Source organism: Nocardioides sp. (assembly GCF_035481145.1).
Taxonomy (GTDB): Bacteria; Actinomycetota; Actinomycetes; order Propionibacteriales; family Nocardioidaceae; genus Nocardioides.
Genome location: NZ_DATIHB010000120.1, coordinates 1 through 19,851, shown reverse-complemented (window position 1 = coordinate 19,851; position 19,851 = coordinate 1). Strand labels below are relative to the sequence as shown.

Below are 19,851 nucleotides of genomic sequence, written 5' to 3'. Positions count from 1 at the left end.
GCCGATCACCGCGTGCTCGTGCACGACGGTGCCGGGGTGTACGAGGCTCTCGTCCCGGAGCCACTGGATCCGCTGACGCGTCCGGGTGCGGCGGGCGCGGAGCCAGCGGACGAGGGCGGCGAGGAGCTGGGTCAGCACTGCTCAGGATCCGTTCGGGTCGGGCGACGCGGACGACGCGTCGGGCGTGGAGGTCGCGGCGGCGCCGGGACCGGCCGGGTGCTCGGCCGCGCGGGGCACCTTGCGGGCCACGATCCGGTAGGCGTGGTAGCTCTTCAGCACCTTCGGCAGGAACGTCTTGTCGAGGAACATCGCGAGCGGCACGAGTGGTGCGATGACCAGCTTGGCGAGCAGGCGGCGCAGCCGGCCCGGGCGCCGCTGCTCGCTGAGCCACGGCATCTCGATGGTGGGCGCCAGCCGGTTGAGCAGCGTCATCACGATGATGAACGCCTCCGCCGGGATGTGGGCCTCGCGGTGGACCACCTCGACGACCTCCATACCGCGCTCCTCGAGGGCGCGGACCAGGTTGGGCTCGGTGATCATGTGCAGGTGCTCGGGCTGGTTCCAGCCGGGCCACCAGGACCCGAAGAGCTTCGCCGAGCGGGCGTGCGGGTCGGGCTGCTCGATGAGGAACCAGCCGTCGTCGCTGAGCGTCTCGACGACCGCGTCGAGGTCGGCGAACGGGTCGCGCACGTGCTCCAGGTAATGGAACATGCTGATCTGGTCGTACTGCCCAGCGAGCTCGCCGCTCAGGTCGGGGAACTGGCCCTGGTGGCCCTTCTCGATCCGGCCCGCCGCCACGCCGTTCAGGACGCCGTCGGACATGTCGAGGCCGTCGAAGGCCGTCTCCGGGAAGACCTCCTTCGCCGCGGCCGGGAAGTGGCCGGATGCCGTGCCGACGTCGAGCCAGCGGCGCGGCGTGTCCGGGCGGATCCGCGCGATCGTCTCGGCGCGGCTGCGGTAGATCGGCCCCATCGTCTCGAGGCTCGCCTCCGTGCGCTCTGCGCTCAGGCCGTCGTACGTGTCGCGGTAGTAGAAGGTCAGGCCCTCGTCGGTCTGCGGCGGGTTCTGGAAGACGTGCCCGCAGTCGCGGCACTCGTCGAGCCGGAAAGTCCCGGGCTTGAACTGGCGGATGTCACGGCAGACGATCCGCAGGCCGAAGTCCGCCGACCCGCACCACGGGCAGGCGTCGTACGGCGCTCCGACGAAGCGCTCGACACCGTCCCCGAGCTCGCGTGCGTAGTACGCGCGCGCCTCCTCGAGGCGTGCTTCGGGACTGGTCACGGTCTTCTCCTTCATGGCCATGGGCCGGGTGAGGCTAGCCCGCGGCAGGGTCGGGGGCAAGGAACGGGGCCGAGCGGAGGTGACGCCGGAGAGCGACCCACCAGCAGACGGTGGCGAGCGCCAGCCCGGGCAGCGATCCCCACATCGCGCCCTCGGCGTCGGCAACCGCCGCGCCGACGACCAGACCGACGATCGTGACGACCGAGCTCAGGATGTCGACGTACATGACGAGCTTGATCTGGCGGCGGCCCAGGAGCGCGGCACGGAGGCCGCTCTGCGAGGCGCTGATCGCGACGCGAATGCCGATCAGCAGCACCAGCGGAGCGACCAGGGGCCACATCTGGCCCAGCAGCGCCTCGCCCACGCTGTCCGGGAGCAGGACGAGCACGACCAGGTTGAGGACCGCCACCACGGACGCGATGAGGAGGGTGCGCCGCTGGATCGCCATGAGCCCGCGGTTGTCCGGCTGCTCGCGGGCGATGTCGGTGGCCGCGGAGGTGGCCACCGCGAGCTGAAGTGCGGCACTCGGGCGCTCCAGCATCAGTGCCGCGCGGACAGCGCCGACGGCCTGGGGACCGCTGACCAGCGCGATCGCCATCGAGCCGACCAGGGTGACGGCGGTCGTGGCGGTCGCGGAGATGAAGGAGCGCGAGGAGTAGTCCCAGTGCTCGCGGAGCCACCGCAGCGACACGTCGTGGCGACGGGGCACTCCCTGCTGGACGACGACCCACAGGCCTGCCGCCGCGCCGGAGCCCGCCCAGGCCACTGAGTACCAGAACAGGCTGTCGTGTCCGCTCAGCGCGACGACGGCGAAACCGGCCAGCATGAGAACCAGCCAGAGGAGGTCGAGCGAGAGTGCACGGCCCGGTCGGGCCTGCGCGATCCCGACGAACCGGCCGGTGTCCTGGAGGCAGAGGAGCGGCATCAGCAGACCGAGCGCGAGCGTGGCGGTGCCCATCGGGCTCCCGGCCAGCCAGGTCGCCAGGGCGATCGCGACGCTCACCGCTGCGGCGGCCCCGGAGAGCACGGTGACCGCTCCGAGGACCTCGTGCGGCCGCCCGTCGGCATCCTCGGGATGGACCAGGAGCGGCCAGCCGATGAGCGCGCGCAGCGTGGCCTGGGTGAACAGGTAGATCAGGATGACGAGGCTGAACCGACCGAAGTCGGCCGGAGCCAGAGCGTGGGCGACCCAGATGAGCGGGATCAGGTTCGACGCGCCGGACACCAGCTGGTCGATGCCGACGAGGCTGGTGCGGCGACCCGCACCGCCCGCAGGGACGCTCGTCGTACCGGACTCGGTGCTCTCTGTGTCGGTGCCAGGTTCGCTCACGGGCGCATCCTCGCAGAGAATGGTGGACGGTTCTGCCCGCCTGACCGAGGTGGGTGGACTACCTTCTGCGTCGTGATGGCGACGACGCGTGCGAAGGCGAGGGCCCGGGCTCGCGAGCTGCGAGGGCGGCTCCTGAGCCGCGAGCTGCAGCAGCTCGAGCGGGTGCGGCGCGGCCTGCAGCGCGGTGAGATCGATGTCCTCCTGCTCGGCGACAGCACCTGCCTGACCGCGGCCGCCCGTGACACCGACCTGCGGATGATCCCCGAGCTGCTGAGTGGCGAGCTGGGTGGAGCGCGGGTCGCGGCCATCAGTGGGCCGGGCTTCAACCCGGTCCTGCACGCCGAGATGCTGCGGGTGCTCTCCCTGCTGGAGCAGCGCCCGGCGGCGGTGGTGGTCTCCTCGGTGGTGCGCACGTCGATGACCCAGGTGGCCGGCCACCCGGTCTACCGGTACCCCGAGGTTCTGGCGGCCCTCTCCCGGATCAGCAACGGCGAGCGGCGGATCCGGTCGATCGGGCATGGCGCCAATCCGCAGCCGGAGGACTACGCGGCCTTCGACGAGGTCGAGCTGACCACGACCTGGTCGGGGCGCACCACCATCGGCCAGCTGCGCCACCCGCTCAAGGGGCTGGGCCCCCACCCGTGGCCGCTCGAGCAGCAGAAGCGGCTCTTCGACTACTTCCACGGTGAGGTGCTCGACCCGGGCGCGCCGGTGGTGGACGCCTGGCGACTGTTCGGGACCCGTCTGCGCCAGTACGGCGTCCCGGTTGTCAGCTACCACGCGCCGCCGCCGCTTCCGCACGGCGAACGGCTCTACCCAGGCGAGTTCATCGCCACCCACGAGGCGAAGTGGAGCGTGTTCAAGGCGGCCCTTCGTGCCGACGCGGGTGAGATGCTGACGATGGTGGAGCCGGTGTTCGGTGAGGACGACTTCGAGTTCGGCCCCAATGGCACCGAGCACTATTCGTTCTCTGGCCGGCAGCTGATCGCGGAGTCGGTGGCGGCGGCGCTGCGCGAGGCAGGCGTCGGCGATGCCGTAGCGGCTCGCTAGCCTCGACCCCATCCGACGACCAGCCCTGGAGGCAGCGTGACCACCTCGTGCCCTGTGTGCGACGCACCCATGACCGAGTTCGACACCGCGCTCGTTCTGGAGAAGTACGAGACGCTTTACCACCGCTGCCCCGACTGCGGGCTCGTCGCGGCGCGTGACACCCCGTGGCTCGAGGAGGCCTACGAGTCGGCGATCCACGACGAGGACGCCGGCCTGCTCCGCCGCGCCCGTCGCTACCAGCGCCTCGCCGGTGCGGTGATCGGCCTCGAGCGGCTGAAGAAGGGGAAGTTCCTCGACTGGGCCGGTGGCTACGGCGTCTTCACGCAGCTGATGCGGGAGAAGGGCTTCGACTTCTGGCAGTTCGACCCCTACGCCAAGCCGGTCTTCGCGCGTGGCTTCATCGACGAGAGCGACGCGCCGTACGACGTGATCACGGCGTTCGAGGTGCTCGAGCACCTGCAGGACCCGCGCAACGAGCTGGCCGGGCTGGCCAAGCGCACCGACCGGTTCATGTTCACGACCGAGACGCTGCCGTCCGACCCGCCGCCGAAGATCGACGCGTGGTGGTACTACATGCCACAGGTGGGCCAGCACATCACCTTCCACACGACCGACTCGCTGGGCCGGCTCGCGAAGGCACTCGGCTACGAGTACGTCACCAACGGCTCGAACTGGCACATGTTCCACCGGGGCCCCCTCAAGCCGGGCACGCGCGCGGTGATGCAGGGTGCCGGCCATGCGCGGACGCTGCGCAACAAGCTGCGCCGCATCGGCTGAGCCCGGCCTGCAAACGACGACGCGCCCCCTCCCGACCGGGAGAGGGCGCGTCCGCGTCTGTGTCAGAGCGTCTTCGAAGCCGGCGCGATGCGCTCCAGGGCGGTCTGCCCGGCGGCGTCGTCCGCGTGGATCACCGCGACGTCCCAGTAGGGGTGGTTGAGCTTGCCCCACACCTCGTCGAGCACGTCTGCCTTCGCGGCAATCTCGCTCACCGTCGTGCGGCCGACGAGGTGGCCTCCGTTGTCCCAGACGCCGATGTCGCGGTAGCCCAGCGCCTCGAGGCGCGGCCAGACCGCGAGCGGGTCGTTGCCGACCTTGCGCGTCAGGATGTGGTCGTACTCGAAGAAGAGGGCCGGCTTCGTGGGGTTGTCGGCCCACGACTCGACGAGCGCCGGCACCAGCAGGACGTCGTAGCCGTCGGTGTCCGACTTGATCAGCCGCAGGCGCTCGAAGCCGGGGTGGCCGGCGCGGAGCGCGGCGGGGGAGACGGAGGCGAGGGCGTCGCCGACCTCGCCCTCCTCGAAACGCGTGGTCCCGCCGACCCGGACGGCGGTGGTCGCAGCGGTCGACTCCTCCGGCGTCAGCAGGGCCTCGACGATGGTGACGCGCGGGTCGTCGCCGACGTTGAGGTGGAGGTACTCGAGGTAGTACGGGTCAGCCTCCACGCAGATGGCGCGGGCATCGCAGGCATGCAGGACCTGCTTGGTGGAGTCGCCGACATTGGCGCCCACGTCGATGAAGGTCAGCTGCTCGCCGTCGGCCTCGGCGAGCTCGCGCGCCAGGTCGACGAGGTTCTCGCCATAGGGGGAGATGAAGTCCGGCAGGCGGTGCGACCAGGGCAGCGTCAGGTCGACGCCGAGCACCTCCCGGACCACCTTGCGGTGCGGGAAGAGGTCGCGCACGAACCACCCCGCATGGACCTTCAGCCTGACCGCATGATGCCGCAACGTCTCGTACACGGGCGGCACCCTACCCACGTTCACCGACCAGTAGGGTCGCGTCCGTCGAGATCGTCGCTCCGAAGGGCCACTCTCCATGCACGTGCTGTTCGACGCGGTCGCGGTCCGCTCCGGAAGCGCCGCGATCGTGGTGGCTCACCTGATCCGCGGGTGGCGCGAGGCCTTCCCCGACGACCGCCTGACGGTGCTCGCCGGGCCCGACGGACCGGACTTCGTGCCCGCCGAGGGGGTGGTGGTGCACAGGGCCCACCCGCCCGTGGGTGGGCCCGCTGGCAAGGCCTGGCTCCGCTCCCTGGCCGTACGCCGGGCGGCCCGCGACCTGGCGGTCGACGCGGTGGTCTCCGGGGTTCCCGCCAGCGGTCTCGTCGGTACGCCGGCGCCCCGCGGCGTCATCCTCTACGACCTGCGCCACGAGCTCCGTCCCGACCAGTTCTCCCGGAAGACGCGAGCAGCCCGCCGGCTGGGGTGGTGGTGGAGCATCCGGCGTGCCGACGGCGTGTACACGATCTCCGAGCGGACGCTCGACGACTTCCGCGACCGCCACCCGCGACTGGCTGCCAAGGGGGTCGCTGCGCAGCTCGGCTCCGACCACGCGGACGCCTGGCCGACCGCCGAGCGGGCGGACCCGCCGTACGCGCTGGCGTTCGGGCACTTCGGCAACAAGAACGCCCATGCCGTGATCCGCGCCTGGCAGCCCTTCAGCGCCCGGCACCCGGACTGGACGCTGCGGCTGGTCGGCATGGGTGGGAGCGACCGCGCGGCGGCGACGCAGCTCGTGCACGAGCTCGGCCTCGGCGACGTGGTCGACCTCGCGCCGTGGCTCGACGACGACGCGTTCGCGGGGACCTTCGCGGCCGCGAGCATGGTCGTCTTCCCCTCCGACTTCGAGGGCTTCGGACTCCCCGCGGCCGAGGCGATGCGCCTGGGCATCCCGGTGGTCGTCTCACCCGACCCGGCTCTGAGGGAGGTGACCGGTGGCTTCGCGGCCGTCGCCCTGACGGTCGGCGCGGACGACCTCGCCGATGCCATGGAGGCAGCCCTCGCTCAGGCCCCCGGGCACCTCACCGAGGCGCAGCAGTTCGCGCAGGGCTTCACCTGGGCCCGCACCGCCAGGATCGTCCGCGAGGACCTCCTGCGGCGCTGAGGGTCAGGCGTCGCGCTTCATCGCGGTGGGCGACGCCATCCACGGGTGGAGCGTGCGCAGGTCCTTGCGGATCGTGGCGGCGAAGATGTTGCCCTGGCGCGCCGCGATCTTGTTCATGAACTTCTGGCCACGCACGAACGTCTTCTCGGCGGTCGCCTGGCTGAGGTGGAGCTTCTTGCGGAGCACCTCGGAGGCGACCCGACCGGTGCCGAGGTTCCACTCGGTGTGCACGTCGATCGGGATGTCGTACGCCGGGTCGAAGGTCGCGACGGTCTTGTAGAGGTCGCGACGGGTCCAGCGGTAGACGAAGTTCGGCACGCCGGTGCCGTCGACGCCGCCGGTGTCATAGCCGTCGGCGATCACGGCGGCGAGCTCGTACCAGCCCACCACGCCGGCCTTCGAGGCGGCGCGCATCAGGACCGAGTCCTGGTTCTCGACGAAGAGGACCGTCTTGCGGGCGATCCGGTACATCTCGTGGAGCGCCTCGTGCGGGCGCGAGCAGTGGTGGATGCCCGAGTGCCCCATGACGTGGTCGTACGACGCGTCGGCCTGGGGCATCTTGTGCGCGTCGAACGCGGTGCCGCCGATCTCGCTGCTCGGGCTGTCCGGCGCGATGTTGACGAAGCTGACGTTGGTGAGGCCGACCTCCTTGCAGACCGCCTCGTCGAAGGTCCCCGCGAACTGGACCAGCACGGAGTCGTCGTGCCTGATCACACCCGCCGCGAGGTGGTCCTTCAGGATGCGGGCGAACGTGGTGGCGCCGGGCTCGGTCAACGGTTGCTCCTCTGACGGGGCGGACACGTGGGGCAGTCGGCGCGCAGCCTACGGGACGACTCACCGTCTTGCGTTCTGGGTCACAAGGGCTGCCATGTCGTGGTTAGGATTGCGCCGCATGCGCGGGTCCGGAATGGATTCGTCCGGGGGACGCACAACTTCGTGGCAAGGGTTAGTGGACTGTGACTGCATCTGGCGTTGACGTTCTGGTTGCCGGCGGCGGCGGCTTCATCGGCGGCCACCTGGTGGCCGACCTGCTCAAGCAGGGCCTGACGGTCCGCTCGGTGGACATCAAGCCGCTCGACCAGTGGTACCAGGTCCATGAGGGCGTCGAGAACGTCGTCGCGGACCTCTCGCTGCGCGACCACGCGTTCGAGCAGACCGACGGGGCGCGCGAGGTCTACATGCTCGCTGCCGACATGGGCGGCATGGGCTTCATCGAGAACAACAAGGCCGAGTGCATGCTGACGGTGCTGACCAGCACCCACATGCTCGAGGCCGCGCGCAACGCCGGTGTCGAGCGCTACTTCTACTCGTCCTCCGCTTGCGTCTACAACGGCTCGATGCAGACCGACCCCAACGTCACCGCCCTCAAGGAGTCTGACGCCTACCCGGCCGACCCCGAGGACGGCTACGGCTGGGAGAAGCTCTTCTCCGAGCGCATGGCCCGCCACTTCCTCGAGGACTACGGCCTGCAGACCCGCGTCGCCCGCTACCACAACGTCTACGGCCCGGAGGGCACGTGGACCGGTGGCCGCGAGAAGGCTCCGGCCGCGACGTGCCGCAAGATCGCCGAGGCGGTCATCTCCGGTCACCACGAGATCGACATCTGGGGCGACGGCGAGCAGACCCGCTCCTTCATGTACGTCGACGACTGCGTCAAGGGCTCGCAGATGGTGCTCAAGGGCGACTCGATCATCCCGGTCAACGTCGGCTCGTCCGAGCTGATCTCGATCAATGACCTCTACACGATGGTCGAGGGCTTCGCCGGCATCAAGTGCAAGCGCAACTACCAGCTGGACGCTCCTCAGGGCGTCCGCGGCCGCAACTCCGACAACACCCTGATCCAGGAGATCTACGGCTGGGAGCCGTCGATCTCGCTGCTCGAGGGCATGGAGAAGACCTACGCCTGGGTCTACGACCAGGTGAAGGCTGCCCACGGCTGATGAGGGTCCTGGTCCACGACTACAGCGGCCACCCGTTCCAGGTCGAGCTGAGTCGTGAGCTCGCCGCGCGTGGCCACGCGGTCACGCACAGCTACTGTGCGGCGTACGCCTCCGGCAAGGGCCACCTGCAGGCCGAGCCGGGGGAGAAGATCCGCTTCGCGGCGATCGGCGAGGGTCGCTCGATCGCGAAGACGGACTTCAAGCGCCGCCTGCTGCAGGAGGTCGGGCTCGGCGTCGAGCTCGTGCAGCAGGTACGCCGGCTGCGGCCCGATGTGGTCCTGTGCTCCAACGTGCCGATCCCGACCCTGGTCGTGCTCGCGTTCGTGCTGCTCGTGACCCGCAAGCCGTGGGTGCTGTGGCACCAGGACGTGCAGGCGGTCGCGATCACGTCCTTCGCCGGCAAGAAGCTCGGCCGGTCGATGGCGCTTGCCGGACGTCTGATCGGCCTCGGTGAGAAGTGGTGCTCCCGCCGCGCCGCGGCGATCGTGGTCATCACCGACGCCTTCGTCGACGTCCACCGGCGATGGGGCACGGCCGACAAGGTCACCGTGATCCCCAACTGGGCCCCGCTCGACGAGATCGTCCCCGTCCCGCGCGACAACGCGTGGGCACGGGAGCAGGGCGTCGATCAGGTCGCCACGCTGCTCTACTCCGGCACGCTCGGGCTCAAGCACAACCCGGAGCTCCTGCCGCGCCTGGCGAAGGCGGTCATCGACGCCGGGACGCCGGTCCGGCTGGTCGTCGTCAACGAGGGCCCCGCGGCGCCTGTGGTCCGTGACGAGGCCGCGCGCCTCGGCGTACCCCTGACGCTGTTGCCGTTCCAGCCCTACGAGCGCCTCTCCGAGGTCCTCGGATCGGGCGACGTCCTGGTCGTCCTGCTGGAGAAGGAGGCCGGCGCCTTCTCGGTGCCGTCCAAGACGCTCTCCTACCTCTGCGCCGGCCGGCCCATCGTCGGCCTCATGCCGGCCGAGAACCTCGCCGCGTCGCTCATCGAGCAGACCGGCGGCTGTGTCCTCCGCCCGGAGGACACCTCGATCCCGGCGGCCGCCGCCTGGGTCACCGAGCTGCTCGCGGACCCGGTGCGTGCCGGGTCCATCGGAGAGTCGTCACGTGCGCTCGCCGAGAAGGAGTTCGAGCTGACCGGCTGTGCCAACGAGTTCGAGGCGATCCTCGCCGCATCCACCACCCACCACCGATCCTGAGGCAGGCAATGAATCCTTCGGCCAACGAGTTCCTGGCGCGTGTGAAGCGCGCCAACCCCGGCCTGGTCGCCGGCGCCGCGAAGCGCCGGGTCCGCGCCGGGCTGGCCCGGCGCGGCTACCTGATCTCGCGGATCGACGAGGAGGGGCGTCGCCACTTCCAGGTGTCGCACGAGGGCGACACCCCGCTGCCCGCGGGCGCCGAGGAGTACCTGCGCGCCGACAGCCCGCGCCTGGCCGAGCTGCGCGAGGCCTACAACGGCCTGCCGTACCCCTCGGCAGTGCAGACGCAGTGGAGCGACTCGTTCCTCAAGAAGAACCTCTCGCTCGCCTGGTTCCGCGGGGACAACGCCTACGTCTGGCAGATGCGCCTCTTCTCCGGTGGCGCCAAGACCCGCAACTACCTGGCCATGCTCGACATCGAGTCGCGCGACAAGCTGGGCCTCTTCGGCAAGCTGAAGGAGGACGGCCTCTTCGGTGCGTTCACCTTCGCCTTCGGCGACCGCGTCGTCAGCCGTGACCTCCTCGATTCGATCAACGAGATCAACTACCTCGACGACCAGATCGGCCTCTCGCAGATGGCGGCCCCGTCGGTCCTCGACATCGGTGCGGGCTATGGCCGGATGGCCTGGCGCATGGACGAGGCGCTGACGAACCTGGGCGCCTACGACTGCACCGACGGCGTCCCGGTCTCGACGTTCCTGTGCGAGTACCACCTCGACTTCCGCGGCGTCCGCAAGGACGTCGTCCGCGTCGTTCCGCTGTCGGAGATCGACACCCTGCGCGACTCCTACACGCTGGCGGTCAACATCCACAGCTTCTCGGAGCAGTCGCACGCCTCGATCAACTGGTGGCTCGACCAGATCGCCAAGCGCGACGTCGCGTGGCTGCTGATCGTCCCCAACACCCCGGGGGAGCTCCTCTCCACGGAGGCCGGGGGCACGCGCGAGGACTTCATGCCCGACGTTTTGGCAGCTGGCTACGAGCTGGCAGACCACCGCACGATCTACCAGAACGACGACATGCGGGAGATGATCGACCTCCACGACGAGTTCTTCCTCTTCAAGAAGGTCGGCTGACAGCCGCTGGTCAGCGCGGCGAGCGCCTGATTTGAGCAGATCCCACTATCCGGACGGACGTCTCGGATAGTGGGATCTCTGTTTGAGGGCGGGGTCCGGCGGCCCCTAAGGTCATACCCATGTTCACGACCATGCTGACCGAGCGCCGCGCGGTGGATCTCCTGCGCGTTGCCTCGTCGCTGTGTCGAATGTCCTGACGGGACGTCCCTCCTGCGCCCCTCGTCGGGCGCTGCGCCCATGCGCCGCTGACGTCCCTCGGTCCTGACAGGACCATCTCCCGTCCGTGATGTGACAGTCCGCCCGCCAGGGCACAGGAGCAGGAACATGAGCACCACCACCAGGAGCGCCTCGCGCGACCAGGTCGACCCGCGTGGCCCGCAGTTCGCTGCGGCGCTGACCGCTGTCGTCCTCGCCGCTGCGCTCGCCCTCTCGTCGACTCCGGTCGGCTTCGTGCTGCTGGCGCTGCAGACCGTCCTCTTCGGTGTCGCGGCCGCCCTGGGTGTCACCCGGACGCCGCAGGCGTGGCTCTTCAAGCGGTTCGTCCGCCCGCGCCTGGCCGCGCCGGCGCACTTCGAGGACCCGGCTCCGCCGCGCTTCGCGCAGACCGTCGGCTTCGTCTTCGCGCTGAGCGGCCTGGTCCTGTGGTCCTTCGGCTTCGAGGCTGCCGGGGCGGTTGCCGTCGGCTTCGCGCTGGCCGCGGCACTGCTCAACGCGCTCTTCGGCTTCTGCCTGGGCTGCGAGGTCTACCTGCTGTTCAAGCGGCTGACCTATCGCCCGGCCCGCACCACCTGACAACCTTCACCCCAATCCCCGTAAGTAGAGAAGAGAGAAACATGGCTCGCGAAGACGTGCTCGTCACCGCCCAGTGGGTCGAGGAGAACCTCGACAACCCGCAGGTCGTCCTGATCGAGGTCGACGAGGACACCTCGGCGTACGACCGCTCCCACATCCGTGGTGCGATCAAGCTCGACTGGACCACCGACCTCCAGGACCAGGTCCGCCGCGACTTCGTCAACAAGGCGCAGTTCGAGGCGCTGCTGTCCGACAAGGGCGTCGCCAACGACTCCACCGTCGTGCTCTACGGCGGCAACAACAACTGGTTCGCGGCCTACGCGTACTGGTACTTCAAGCTCTACGGCCACCAGGACGTCAAGCTCCTCGACGGCGGTCGCAAGAAGTGGGAGCTCGACGCCCGCGAGCTCACCGACGAGCCGGTCAAGCGTGAGGCCACCTCCTACACCGCGCAGGAGCAGGACCTCTCGATCCGCGCCTTCCGCGACGACGTGGTCGAGGCCATCGGCGTGCAGAACCTCGTCGACGTGCGCTCGCCCGACGAGTTCGCCGGTCGCCTGCTCGCCCCGGCCCACCTCCCGCAGGAGCAGGCCCAGCGCGCCGGCCACGTCCCGACTGCCGCGTCGGTCCCGTGGTCGAAGGCTGCCAACGACGACGGCACCTTCAAGTCCAACGACGAGCTCAAGGCGATCTACGAGGAGGCCGGTGTCGACTTCTCCAAGGACACCATCGCCTACTGCCGCATCGGTGAGCGCTCCTCGCACACCTGGTTCGCCCTGCAGGAGCTCCTCGGCGCCCCGAACGTGAAGAACTACGACGGCTCGTGGACCGAGTACGGTTCCCTCGTCGGCGTTCCGATCGCCCTGGGCGACGAGCCGGGCGAGGCCTGAGCCTCACCGCTCACGCCTTCTCGAGACTTCTAGGAGACAGAACATGTGTGGAGCTACTGAGGGCGGCCTTCCGCTCGACGGCATCAACACCAAGATCGAGGCCATCATCCAGGGCCAGGTGACCAAGGACGGCTCGCCCGTCGGCGTCGCCTACGTGCGCCTGCTCGACAAGAGCGGCGAGTTCACCGCCGAGGTCCCGGTCTCCGCGACCGGCCACTTCCGGTTCTTCGCCGGTGACGGCGAGTGGACCCTGCGCACCCTGGCCCCGGGCGCGGACACCGTCGACCGCAAGGTCGTCGCCGCCGTCGGTTCGATCGCCGAGGTCGAGATCGCTCTCTGATCTCAGCCAGCCACGCACGAAGGCCCGGTCCCCGCGAAGGGGGCCGGGCCTTCGTCGTACGCCGAAGCGGCGCGCACCTGCACGCGTCGTACGCCGAAGCGGCGCGCGCCTGCACGGCGACTGCAGGTTCGCGCCGCCTCGGCGAGGTTCGGGTGCAGGTTCGCGCCGCCTCGGCGAAATGCAGTGAGCCCCCGCCGAGGCGGGGGCTCACGAGCGTGTGACTCAGGCCTTGCGGGAGCCGGCCTTCTTACCGCCCTTGCCCGACGGCTCGGCCTCTTCGGCATAGTAGTAGTAGTAGTTCATCTCACCGAAGCGCTTCGGGGCCATGTTGAGGACGACGCCGAAGGTGCGGGCGCCGACGGCGGCCAGGCGGTGGGCAGCGCCCTCGAGCTGGTCGCGGGTCGTCTTGCCGTGGCGCGTGATGATGATGGCGCCGTCGGCGGCCGTCGCGAGCAGTGCCGCGTCGGCGACGGGCAGGAGCGGCGGGGCGTCGATGATCACGATGTCGTAGGCGTCGCGCAGGCGGCCCAGCAGGTCGAGCGTGGCGTTGGCCTGCAGGATCTCCGACGGGTTCGGCGGCGTGGGGCCCGAGGCGAGCACGTGGACGCCGGACTCCTTGTGCTTCTGGATCGACTCCTCGAGCTTCGTGCGGCCCACGAGGACCGTCGTGAGGCCGATCGAGCCGTCCATGCCCATCAGCTGCGCCACGCGCGGTCGACGGAGGTCGCCGTCGACGAGGAGGACGCGGCGGCCGGCCTGCGCGAGCGCGAGCGCGAGGTTGGTCGAGGCGGTCGTCTTTCCTTCGCCCGAGACCGACGAGGTGATGACGATCGCGCGCGGGGGGTGGTCGAGATCGAGGAACTGCAGGTTGGTGCGGAGCAGGCGGAACGCCTCGGCGCGCGGCGAGAACGACGAGATGTCGAGCACCAGCGGGCTCTTCTCGACCGTGGAGTCGAAGCCGATGGCCGCCATCAGCGGGACGTCGGCAGCCTTCTCCACGTCGGTCGCGGACTTGACCGTCTGGTCGAGCAGCTCGCGGGCGATGGCCAGGCCGACGCCCATGGTGAGGCCGATCAGCGTCGCGATCACGAGGTTGAGCATCGTCTGCGGCGAGACCGGCGTGCCGTTGTACGTCGCCGGGTCGGTCACCGTGAGCAGGATCGGGGAGTGTTCGGACGTCGAGGGCGTCTCGAGCTCCTGGACGAACTTCACCAGCTCGGCCGCCTGAACGTCACCGATCTTGCGGGCCCGCTCGGGATCGGTGTCGGTGATGGTGATGTCGAGGATGGCGGTCTCGGGCTCGACGACCGCGTGCACCCGGCCGGCGAGGTCGCTCGCCGTCATGTCGAGGCCGGCGGCATCCGCGACCCGCGCGAGCAGGACCCGGTGGCTCGCCAGCTGCGCGTACGAGGCCACGCGCTGCTGGACGTACACGTTGGCGGCATACTGGTCCTGCAGCGTGGACGTGTCGGCGCTGACGTAGACCTTCGCCGTCGACTGGTAGAGCGGATCGGTGCGCAGCGACAGGAAGAGGCTGCCCGCCATGGCGATGAGCGTGATCGCCACGATGGTCTTCCAGCGGCGTCGAAGCGTGCGCAGAAGTTCCTTGAAGTCCACTCGCCAGGCCCTTTGTTGGAGATACGGTGCGGGTCAGTCGGCAGTGTAGACGTGACCGAGTGGCCTCATGCTCGTTGACGTTCCTGACCGGGGGGTTTCTTTGAAGGGGCTCGAAGGGTGACGTATCTAGCGGAGCGACCGACGACGTTGTCGGCAGGTGGAGGGCTTCCCCTCGCCCGCCAGATGCGTCGCGTCGTCATCGCTGCGTTCGTCCTCGACGTCACGATCCTGATGGTCTCGGCGGTCTTCGCCGCCGGCTTCTCGACACTGCTCCAGCCGCTGCTCCCGGCCGATGTCGCCGGGACCGTGCGCCCCTTGGTGGTGGCGCCGCTGATCGGCGTCATCTGGCTCGGATCGCTGCTCATCCGTGGGGCGTACCGCCGCCGGATCCTCGGTGCCGGGCACGACGAGTTCCAGCTCGTCGTCACGAGCACCTTCGTGGCGGCCGGCGCGCTCGGCGCCACTGCCTTCCTCGCCGACATCCAGGTCTCCCGGGCGTTCGTCGTCCTGATGTTCGTCTTCGGGCTGGCCGCGCTGCCGGTGGGGCGCTACGCCCTCCGCAAGGTCGTCCACGGCCTCCGCCGGCGCGGAGCCCTGCTGACCCGCGTCGTCGCGGTCTGCGAGCCGCGCGCCCTCGACGAGCTCGTCACGCAGCTGGCCCGCACGCCCCATCTGGGCTACCAGGTCGTCGGCACCTGCGTGCCCGGCCTCTCGCAAGAGGCCGACGTGTCGCTCGCGGTGCCCCTCTTCGGTGGCGTCGACTCGATCGTCGAGGCGTGTGAGCTGACCGGCGCGCACACGGTGCTGGTCGGTGGCGGCGGTGCGTCCACCTCGCGTGCACTGCGCCAGATCGGCTGGGAGCTCGAGGGCCGCAACGTCGATCTCGTCGTCGTTCCCTCGCTCATCGACGTCGCCGGTCCGCGCCTCCACATGCGCCACCTGGCCGGCCTCCCGCTGGTCCACATCGAGGAGCCGGGCGTACGCCGCGCAGGCGGTCTGGCCAAGCGTGCCTTCGACATCGTGGTCGCCTCGCTGATGCTCGTGCTCCTGTCGCCGCTGATGCTCGCGATCGCGCTGGCGGTCAAGGTCAGTGACGGCGGTCCCGTCTTCTTCCGCCAGGAGCGCACCGGCCGCAACGGCACGACGTTCCGGATGACGAAGTTCCGCTCGATGGTGGTCGACGCCGACGCGAAGCTCGCGGAGCTGAGCGACTTCAACGACGTCGACGACGTGCTCTTCAAGATGCGCAACGACCCGCGCGTGACCCGCATCGGCCGCCCCATCCGCAAGTGGTCGCTCGACGAGCTCCCGCAGCTCTTCGACGTCCTGCGGGGCGACATGTCGCTCGTCGGGCCGCGCCCGCCGCTGCCCCGCGAGGTCGAGCTCTACCCGCCGGAGATGCACCGCCGCATGCTCGTGCGCCCGGGGCTCACCGGCCTCTGGCAGATCTCCGGCCGCAGTGACCTGCCCTTCGACGAGGCGGTCCGCATGGACCTCTACTACGTCGACAACTGGTCGATCGTCGGCGACGTGATCATCATGCTCAAGACCGCTCGCGCCGTCGTGATGAGCCGCGGGGCCTACTGAGGCGACCTTGCCGCCGGCAGGCCGCTGCAGCAGGCAGGCCGCCGTCAGTAGACGAGCGCCTGGACGCCCTCGCCGAGGATCTCCTCGGTGAAGACGGCTGCGCCGGCGATCCGTACGCCGGGGAGCAGGTCCTCGGCGGTGATGTCGCGCCGGTCAGCGCACTGGGTGCAGACGGTCAGCTGCCCGCCCGCGAGGACGGCGTCGCGCAGGTCGGCCAGGGGAGTGGCGAGCGGCAGGTCGAACGCCTCCGCGCGCCCCGGCGTACCGAACCAGGCAGCCTCGCCGGTGAGCCAGAGGCCGACGTCGGCGCCTGCGGCCACGGCTGTGGCGGCGACCGTGAAGGCCTGGTTGCAGCGCTCGGGGTCCTCGGGGCCGCAGGTGACCTTGATCCTCAGCGGCCGGATCTTCGGGGATGGCATGGAGCCAGCCTAGGAGGACGGGCGGCGGGTGAGTGCCAATAGACTGCGCGCATGGCGTTCGAGCTCCCTTCCGACCTGCACCCCGACATGGGCCCCGTGGCCTGGATGCTCGGCACCTGGCGCGGCAACGGCCACGGTGACTACCCGACGATCGAGGGCTTCCAGTTCGGCCAGGAGCTGATCTTCACCCACGACGGGCGACCGTTCTTCCACTACATGGCGCGCTCGTGGATCGTCGACGACGAGGGCAACGAGGTGCGCAAGGCCGCGATCGAGACCGGCTTCCTGCGCTGCAAGCAGACCGGCATGGGCGTGGGCAAGGTCGAGTTCGTGATGACGCACAACACCGGTGTCGTCGAGGTCTGGGTGGGCAACGCCGAGGGCGGCAAGCTCGAGATCGTCACCGACGCGATCGGCGTGACCGAGACCGCGAAGCCCGTGCAGGGCGGCAAGCGGCTCTACGGCAACGTCGAGGGCGACCTGCTCTACGCCTACGACATGGCCGCGATGGACCAGCCGCTGCAGCCGCACCTGTGGGCACGCCTGCAGCGTGCCGGCAAGGCCTGAGCCGGCGGCGACGATGGCCTCGACGGGTTCGGGCGACGAGCAGCGGGGGCCCCCTGAGGAGCTCGGCGACCGGCTCAAGGGAGCGGGCAAGCGCCTGACCCCGCAGCGCCGCCTGGTGCTGGACGCCGTCGAGCGGCTCGGCCATGCGACGCCGGACGAGGTGCTCGCGGAGGCGCGCCGGCACAAGCCGGAGCTGAGCCTGTCGACGGTCTACCGCAACCTCGAGGTCCTCGAGGAGCTGGGCCTGGTGCGTCACGCGCACCTCACCGACCGTGCTCCGACGTACCACTCGGTGGGCGGGCACGAGCACTTCCACCTGGTCTGCCGGGGATGCGGCGAGGTGCTCTCCGTGGGTCCGTCCCTGCTGGCGCCGCTGCTCGAGCAGCTCGACGCGGAGTTCGGCTTCGTCCCGGACGTGGGCCACCTGACGGTCTTCGGCTCCTGCCGCTCCTGCCGCTGACCGGTCTCCCCTCGCAGCACGACCGCTGCTTCCGGCACTGCCGGGCAGGGGTGGTGTGCGAGCGAGGGTGGTCTGGATCACTGGAGGGACGCCTTGCTTCAGTAGGCAAACGCCAGTTGGATAGCAGTCATCGCCAAGGTGCTCATCGGGGGGCGCTGTTGATCTAGCCAAGAGGTCTCCCGTGCCGTTCCCGCTCGCGCTCCGCTCGCATCGCCAGCTCGCCGACGAGCTCTATCCGGCCGTGACGCCGGCGGGGTCGCCGCTCCCGGTCTACCTCGACCGCGCCGATGGCAGCGTGCGTGACGTGACCGCGCGCTCGCTCAAGCTGCGCACGCAGCGCGACGGGCACGTGCGTGACGGTGTGGTGCTCCGTGGCGGCCTCGACCTGCTCCTCACCGACGCCCGCCTGGTGATCACGGGTGGTCGACCGACCCCGGACAGCGTGCTCGCGGGCCATGTACCGCTCGACCAGATCGTGGCGATCGGAGGCAGCTCGTCGGGCAGCCTCTTCCAGAACGACGCGCTGCGCCTCGTCATCCGGATCGCCTCGGGGGAGTACCGCGTCCTCACCTTCACGTTCGACACGGAGCTGGACGTCCACGAGCTCGCGCAGGATGTCGCCCGGCGTACGGCGCTGCTCTGGCTGGAGACGCACGGCGGCGGCGACTCCGCGGTCCGCTGGCACGCACTGGCGAGTGTCGGGCGGCTCCACGCCCCCGACGGCGAGTTCGCCCTCCACTCGATGCCGGAGTACCACCGGGTTCCGCCGTCCGGCGCCGAGCAGCTCTGCGTCCCGGCCTGACGTCGCCGGTCGCGGCTCGTCCCGCGGGCGTCGCCGGTGCGGCCAGCCCCGTAGGCTGGTCGGGTGAGTGAGACCCTGCACAGCCCCCTGCTCCAGCTGTCCGGCGCCGTCGCCGGCAACGGCATCGACGCACCGGTCGCGGCCCACTACGGCTCGTTCAACGCCGAGCAGCGCCGCCTCGCCGCGGGCGAGGGCTTCGTGGACCTGTCGCACCGCGACGTGGTGCGCATCGCGGGCCCGGAGCGGTTGAGCTGGCTCCACAACCTGACGACGCAGCACTTCCTGGACCTGCCCGCCGGGCGTTGGGTGACCGCCCTCGTCCTGAGCCCCCAGGGCCATGTCGAGCACGCGTTCACCGGCGTCGACGACGGCGAGGCGTTCCTCGCGCACACCGAGCCGGGCGCTGGCGAGGCGCTGATCGGCTTCCTCTCGCGCATGGTCTTCATGACCCGGGTCGAGGTCTCCGACGCCACGGACGAGCTCGCCGTGGCCTGGCGGGCGACGGGTGCTGGCGAGGGCAAGTACGAGTTCGTGCCGCGCGAGCGCCTGGAGGCGTACGCCGACGCGGCCGGCCCGGCGGCCGGCCTCTGGGCGTTCGAGGCGCTCCGGATCGAGCGGGGCGAGCCGCGGCTCGGCATCGACACCGACCACCGGACGATCCCCAACGAGGTGGGGTGGGTGCCTGCGGCCTCGACTCCCGGCGTACTGGGGGAGGCAGCGGTGCACCTCGAGAAGGGCTGCTACCGCGGTCAGGAGACCGTCGCCCGCGTCCACACGCTCGGCCGGCCGCCGCGTCGGCTCGTGCTGCTCCACCTCGACGGCTCGGAGAACCGGCTTCCGACTCCCGGCGCGGCCGTGTTCCTGGGCGAGAAGGAGGTCGGCGTCGTCGGCTCCTCCGCGCGCCACCACGAGCTCGGCCCGATCGCTCTGGCCCTGGTGAAGCGCAACGTCGCCGTCGACACCGCGCTCTCGGTGGACGGTATGCCGGCGGCCCAAGAGGTCCTCGTCGACCCCGAGATCGGCCTCCACGTCCGCCCGAAGCTGCGCTGAGACCGACAAACGTCCGGGGCTGTCCGGCCTAACCTTTCCGGTCACGCTGCGTTGGGGTGAAGCAGCCCATGAGTTCACGACGCTTACGTAGGCTGTGCAGGAAGCCGACCAGATGAGGGAATGACATGGTGACCGACCACGCCGAGCGGCCATGGGGCTCTTGGCACACGATCGACGAGTCTGCGGGCTACAAGGTCAAGCGGATCCACGTGAAGCCTGGCCAGCGGCTGAGCTACCAGACCCACAAGCACCGTTCGGAGCACTGGGTGGTGATCTTCGGCATCGCGACCTGCGTCGTCGAGGGCAAGGAGATCGTGGCCGGACCGGGTGAGTCGATCGACGTCGCCCAGGGTGCTGCCCACCGGATCACCAACGCCCATGCCGAGGAGCTCGTGATCATCGAGGTCCAGCGGGGCGCCTACACCGGTGAGGACGACATCAACCGCCTCGAGGACGACTACGGCCGCTGCGAGTGCGACGACGACCATGGCGACGGGACCGTGGAGATCCACGCCCACCACGCCGCCTCCGTCTGACGTGAGGTCTGCGAGCGGGCCCGGACCAGTCT

General features: G+C 70.1%; 22 protein-coding genes. 16 read left to right on the top strand and 6 right to left on the bottom strand.

Annotated features, from left to right (window positions below; all coding sequences use genetic code 11):
- Window positions 1–141: 141 nt before the first annotated feature.
- Window positions 142–1,302, bottom strand: a complete 1,161-nt coding sequence (locus VLF38_RS10065) for a class I SAM-dependent methyltransferase (protein WP_325271128.1) — start codon at window positions 1,300–1,302, stop codon at window positions 142–144.
- A 13-nt stretch (window positions 1,303–1,315) separates the two neighbouring features.
- Window positions 1,316–2,611: a hypothetical protein gene (locus VLF38_RS10060; protein WP_325271127.1), complete on the bottom strand. Its 1,296-nt coding sequence runs from the start codon at window positions 2,609–2,611 to the stop codon at window positions 1,316–1,318.
- 75 nt (window positions 2,612–2,686) lie between these two features.
- On the opposite strand from VLF38_RS10060, the gene VLF38_RS10055 reads away from it, so the two are divergent.
- On the top strand, window positions 2,687–3,661 hold the full coding sequence (locus VLF38_RS10055) for a hypothetical protein (RefSeq protein WP_325271126.1): 975 nt from the start codon (window positions 2,687–2,689) through the stop codon (window positions 3,659–3,661).
- A gap of 69 nt (window positions 3,662–3,730) precedes the next feature.
- Complete coding sequence (locus VLF38_RS10050) at window positions 3,731–4,438, top strand: class I SAM-dependent methyltransferase (protein WP_325271125.1); 708 nt, start codon at window positions 3,731–3,733, stop codon at window positions 4,436–4,438.
- Between the two features lie 62 nt (window positions 4,439–4,500).
- Here VLF38_RS10050 and VLF38_RS10045 read toward each other — a convergent pair whose 3' ends face one another.
- Entirely contained in the window at window positions 4,501–5,397 is an 897-nt protein-coding gene (locus tag VLF38_RS10045) for an FkbM family methyltransferase (protein ID WP_325271124.1), read from the bottom strand.
- Window positions 5,398–5,473: 76 nt separating this feature from the next.
- Between VLF38_RS10045 and VLF38_RS10040 the strand changes: the two genes are divergently transcribed.
- On the top strand, window positions 5,474–6,541 hold the full coding sequence (locus VLF38_RS10040) for a glycosyltransferase family 1 protein (RefSeq protein ID WP_325271123.1): 1,068 nt from the start codon (window positions 5,474–5,476) through the stop codon (window positions 6,539–6,541).
- A gap of 3 nt (window positions 6,542–6,544) precedes the next feature.
- Here the strand turns inward: VLF38_RS10040 and VLF38_RS10035 are convergent, their stop codons facing one another.
- The gene (locus VLF38_RS10035; protein ID WP_325271122.1) at window positions 6,545–7,315 is read right to left on the bottom strand and encodes a class I SAM-dependent methyltransferase; all 771 of its coding nucleotides are present in this window, start codon (window positions 7,313–7,315) and stop codon (window positions 6,545–6,547) included.
- Window positions 7,316–7,497: 182 nt separating this feature from the next.
- On the opposite strand from VLF38_RS10035, the gene VLF38_RS10030 reads away from it, so the two are divergent.
- The 7 genes from VLF38_RS10030 to VLF38_RS10005 all read left to right on the top strand — a co-directional run bounded on the left by VLF38_RS10030 (window position 7,498) and on the right by VLF38_RS10005 (window position 12,781).
- Window positions 7,498–8,481: an NAD-dependent epimerase/dehydratase family protein gene (locus VLF38_RS10030; protein ID WP_325271121.1), complete on the top strand. Its 984-nt coding sequence runs from the start codon at window positions 7,498–7,500 to the stop codon at window positions 8,479–8,481.
- On the top strand, window positions 8,481–9,683 hold the full coding sequence (locus VLF38_RS10025) for a glycosyltransferase family 4 protein (RefSeq protein WP_325271120.1): 1,203 nt from the start codon (window positions 8,481–8,483) through the stop codon (window positions 9,681–9,683). The genes VLF38_RS10030 and VLF38_RS10025 overlap by 1 nt, the downstream gene beginning before the upstream one ends.
- Before the next feature lie 8 nt (window positions 9,684–9,691).
- Window positions 9,692–10,759: a hypothetical protein gene (locus VLF38_RS10020; protein WP_325271119.1), complete on the top strand. Its 1,068-nt coding sequence runs from the start codon at window positions 9,692–9,694 to the stop codon at window positions 10,757–10,759.
- A 119-nt stretch (window positions 10,760–10,878) separates the two neighbouring features.
- The gene (locus VLF38_RS17380; protein WP_414689381.1) at window positions 10,879–10,956 is read left to right on the top strand and encodes a putative leader peptide; all 78 of its coding nucleotides are present in this window, start codon (window positions 10,879–10,881) and stop codon (window positions 10,954–10,956) included.
- Between the two features lie 127 nt (window positions 10,957–11,083).
- Window positions 11,084–11,551 (top strand): DUF4395 domain-containing protein, encoded by a 468-nt coding sequence (locus VLF38_RS10015; RefSeq protein ID WP_325271118.1) that lies wholly within the window; start codon window positions 11,084–11,086, stop codon window positions 11,549–11,551.
- Between the two features lie 41 nt (window positions 11,552–11,592).
- On the top strand, window positions 11,593–12,441 hold the full coding sequence (locus VLF38_RS10010; RefSeq protein WP_325271117.1) for a sulfurtransferase: 849 nt from the start codon (window positions 11,593–11,595) through the stop codon (window positions 12,439–12,441).
- A 43-nt stretch (window positions 12,442–12,484) separates the two neighbouring features.
- On the top strand, window positions 12,485–12,781 hold the full coding sequence (locus VLF38_RS10005; RefSeq protein WP_107698630.1) for a DUF1416 domain-containing protein: 297 nt from the start codon (window positions 12,485–12,487) through the stop codon (window positions 12,779–12,781).
- Between the two features lie 222 nt (window positions 12,782–13,003).
- Here VLF38_RS10005 and VLF38_RS10000 read toward each other — a convergent pair whose 3' ends face one another.
- On the bottom strand, window positions 13,004–14,398 hold the full coding sequence (locus VLF38_RS10000) for a polysaccharide biosynthesis tyrosine autokinase (protein WP_325271116.1): 1,395 nt from the start codon (window positions 14,396–14,398) through the stop codon (window positions 13,004–13,006).
- A 183-nt stretch (window positions 14,399–14,581) separates the two neighbouring features.
- On the opposite strand from VLF38_RS10000, the gene VLF38_RS09995 reads away from it, so the two are divergent.
- Entirely contained in the window at window positions 14,582–15,985 is a 1,404-nt protein-coding gene (locus VLF38_RS09995; protein ID WP_325271115.1) for a sugar transferase, read from the top strand.
- A gap of 44 nt (window positions 15,986–16,029) precedes the next feature.
- On the opposite strand, the gene VLF38_RS09990 is transcribed toward VLF38_RS09995, so the two are convergent.
- Window positions 16,030–16,404, bottom strand: coding sequence for a DsrE family protein (locus VLF38_RS09990; RefSeq protein ID WP_325271114.1), 375 nt, complete (start codon window positions 16,402–16,404; stop codon window positions 16,030–16,032).
- 51 nt (window positions 16,405–16,455) lie between these two features.
- On the opposite strand from VLF38_RS09990, the gene VLF38_RS09985 reads away from it, so the two are divergent.
- From VLF38_RS09985 to VLF38_RS09965, 5 genes are all read left to right on the top strand, one after another.
- A complete protein-coding gene (locus VLF38_RS09985) occupies window positions 16,456–16,971 on the top strand; it encodes an FABP family protein (RefSeq protein WP_325271113.1) in 516 nt (171 codons plus the stop codon).
- A 13-nt stretch (window positions 16,972–16,984) separates the two neighbouring features.
- Window positions 16,985–17,431: a transcriptional repressor gene (locus VLF38_RS09980; protein ID WP_325271112.1), complete on the top strand. Its 447-nt coding sequence runs from the start codon at window positions 16,985–16,987 to the stop codon at window positions 17,429–17,431.
- Between the two features lie 181 nt (window positions 17,432–17,612).
- Entirely contained in the window at window positions 17,613–18,233 is a 621-nt protein-coding gene (locus VLF38_RS09975) for a hypothetical protein (protein WP_325271111.1), read from the top strand.
- 63 nt (window positions 18,234–18,296) lie between these two features.
- Window positions 18,297–19,283 (top strand): YgfZ/GcvT domain-containing protein, encoded by a 987-nt coding sequence (locus VLF38_RS09970; RefSeq protein WP_325271110.1) that lies wholly within the window; start codon window positions 18,297–18,299, stop codon window positions 19,281–19,283.
- Window positions 19,284–19,408: 125 nt separating this feature from the next.
- Window positions 19,409–19,819: a phosphomannose isomerase type II C-terminal cupin domain gene (locus tag VLF38_RS09965; RefSeq protein WP_325271109.1), complete on the top strand. Its 411-nt coding sequence runs from the start codon at window positions 19,409–19,411 to the stop codon at window positions 19,817–19,819.
- Window positions 19,820–19,851: the final 32 nt, after the last annotated feature.

Excerpts from the sequence above, each read along its gene's own strand:
- VLF38_RS10015 (WP_325271118.1), top strand. The coding sequence starts at position 11,084 with ATGAGCACCACCACCAGGAGCGCCTCGCGCGACCAGGTCGACCCGCGT.
- VLF38_RS10020 (WP_325271119.1), top strand. The coding sequence starts at position 9,692 with ATGAATCCTTCGGCCAACGAGTTCCTGGCGCGTGTGAAGCGCGCCAAC.
- VLF38_RS09985 (WP_325271113.1), top strand. The coding sequence starts at position 16,456 with ATGGCGTTCGAGCTCCCTTCCGACCTGCACCCCGACATGGGCCCCGTG.
- VLF38_RS10055 (WP_325271126.1), top strand. The coding sequence starts at position 2,687 with ATGGCGACGACGCGTGCGAAGGCGAGGGCCCGGGCTCGCGAGCTGCGA.
- VLF38_RS09995 (WP_325271115.1), top strand. The coding sequence starts at position 14,582 with ATGCGTCGCGTCGTCATCGCTGCGTTCGTCCTCGACGTCACGATCCTG.
- VLF38_RS10005 (WP_107698630.1), top strand. The coding sequence starts at position 12,485 with ATGTGTGGAGCTACTGAGGGCGGCCTTCCGCTCGACGGCATCAACACC.
- VLF38_RS17380 (WP_414689381.1), top strand. The coding sequence starts at position 10,879 with ATGTTCACGACCATGCTGACCGAGCGCCGCGCGGTGGATCTCCTGCGC.
- VLF38_RS09965 (WP_325271109.1), top strand. The coding sequence starts at position 19,409 with ATGGTGACCGACCACGCCGAGCGGCCATGGGGCTCTTGGCACACGATC.
- VLF38_RS09980 (WP_325271112.1), top strand. The coding sequence starts at position 16,985 with ATGGCCTCGACGGGTTCGGGCGACGAGCAGCGGGGGCCCCCTGAGGAG.
- VLF38_RS10065 (WP_325271128.1), bottom strand. The coding sequence starts at position 1,302 with ATGGCCATGAAGGAGAAGACCGTGACCAGTCCCGAAGCACGCCTCGAG.
- VLF38_RS10010 (WP_325271117.1), top strand. The coding sequence starts at position 11,593 with ATGGCTCGCGAAGACGTGCTCGTCACCGCCCAGTGGGTCGAGGAGAAC.
- VLF38_RS09990 (WP_325271114.1), bottom strand. The coding sequence starts at position 16,404 with ATGCCATCCCCGAAGATCCGGCCGCTGAGGATCAAGGTCACCTGCGGC.
- VLF38_RS10040 (WP_325271123.1), top strand. The coding sequence starts at position 5,474 with ATGCACGTGCTGTTCGACGCGGTCGCGGTCCGCTCCGGAAGCGCCGCG.
- VLF38_RS10050 (WP_325271125.1), top strand. The coding sequence starts at position 3,731 with ATGACCGAGTTCGACACCGCGCTCGTTCTGGAGAAGTACGAGACGCTT.
- VLF38_RS10025 (WP_325271120.1), top strand. The coding sequence starts at position 8,481 with ATGAGGGTCCTGGTCCACGACTACAGCGGCCACCCGTTCCAGGTCGAG.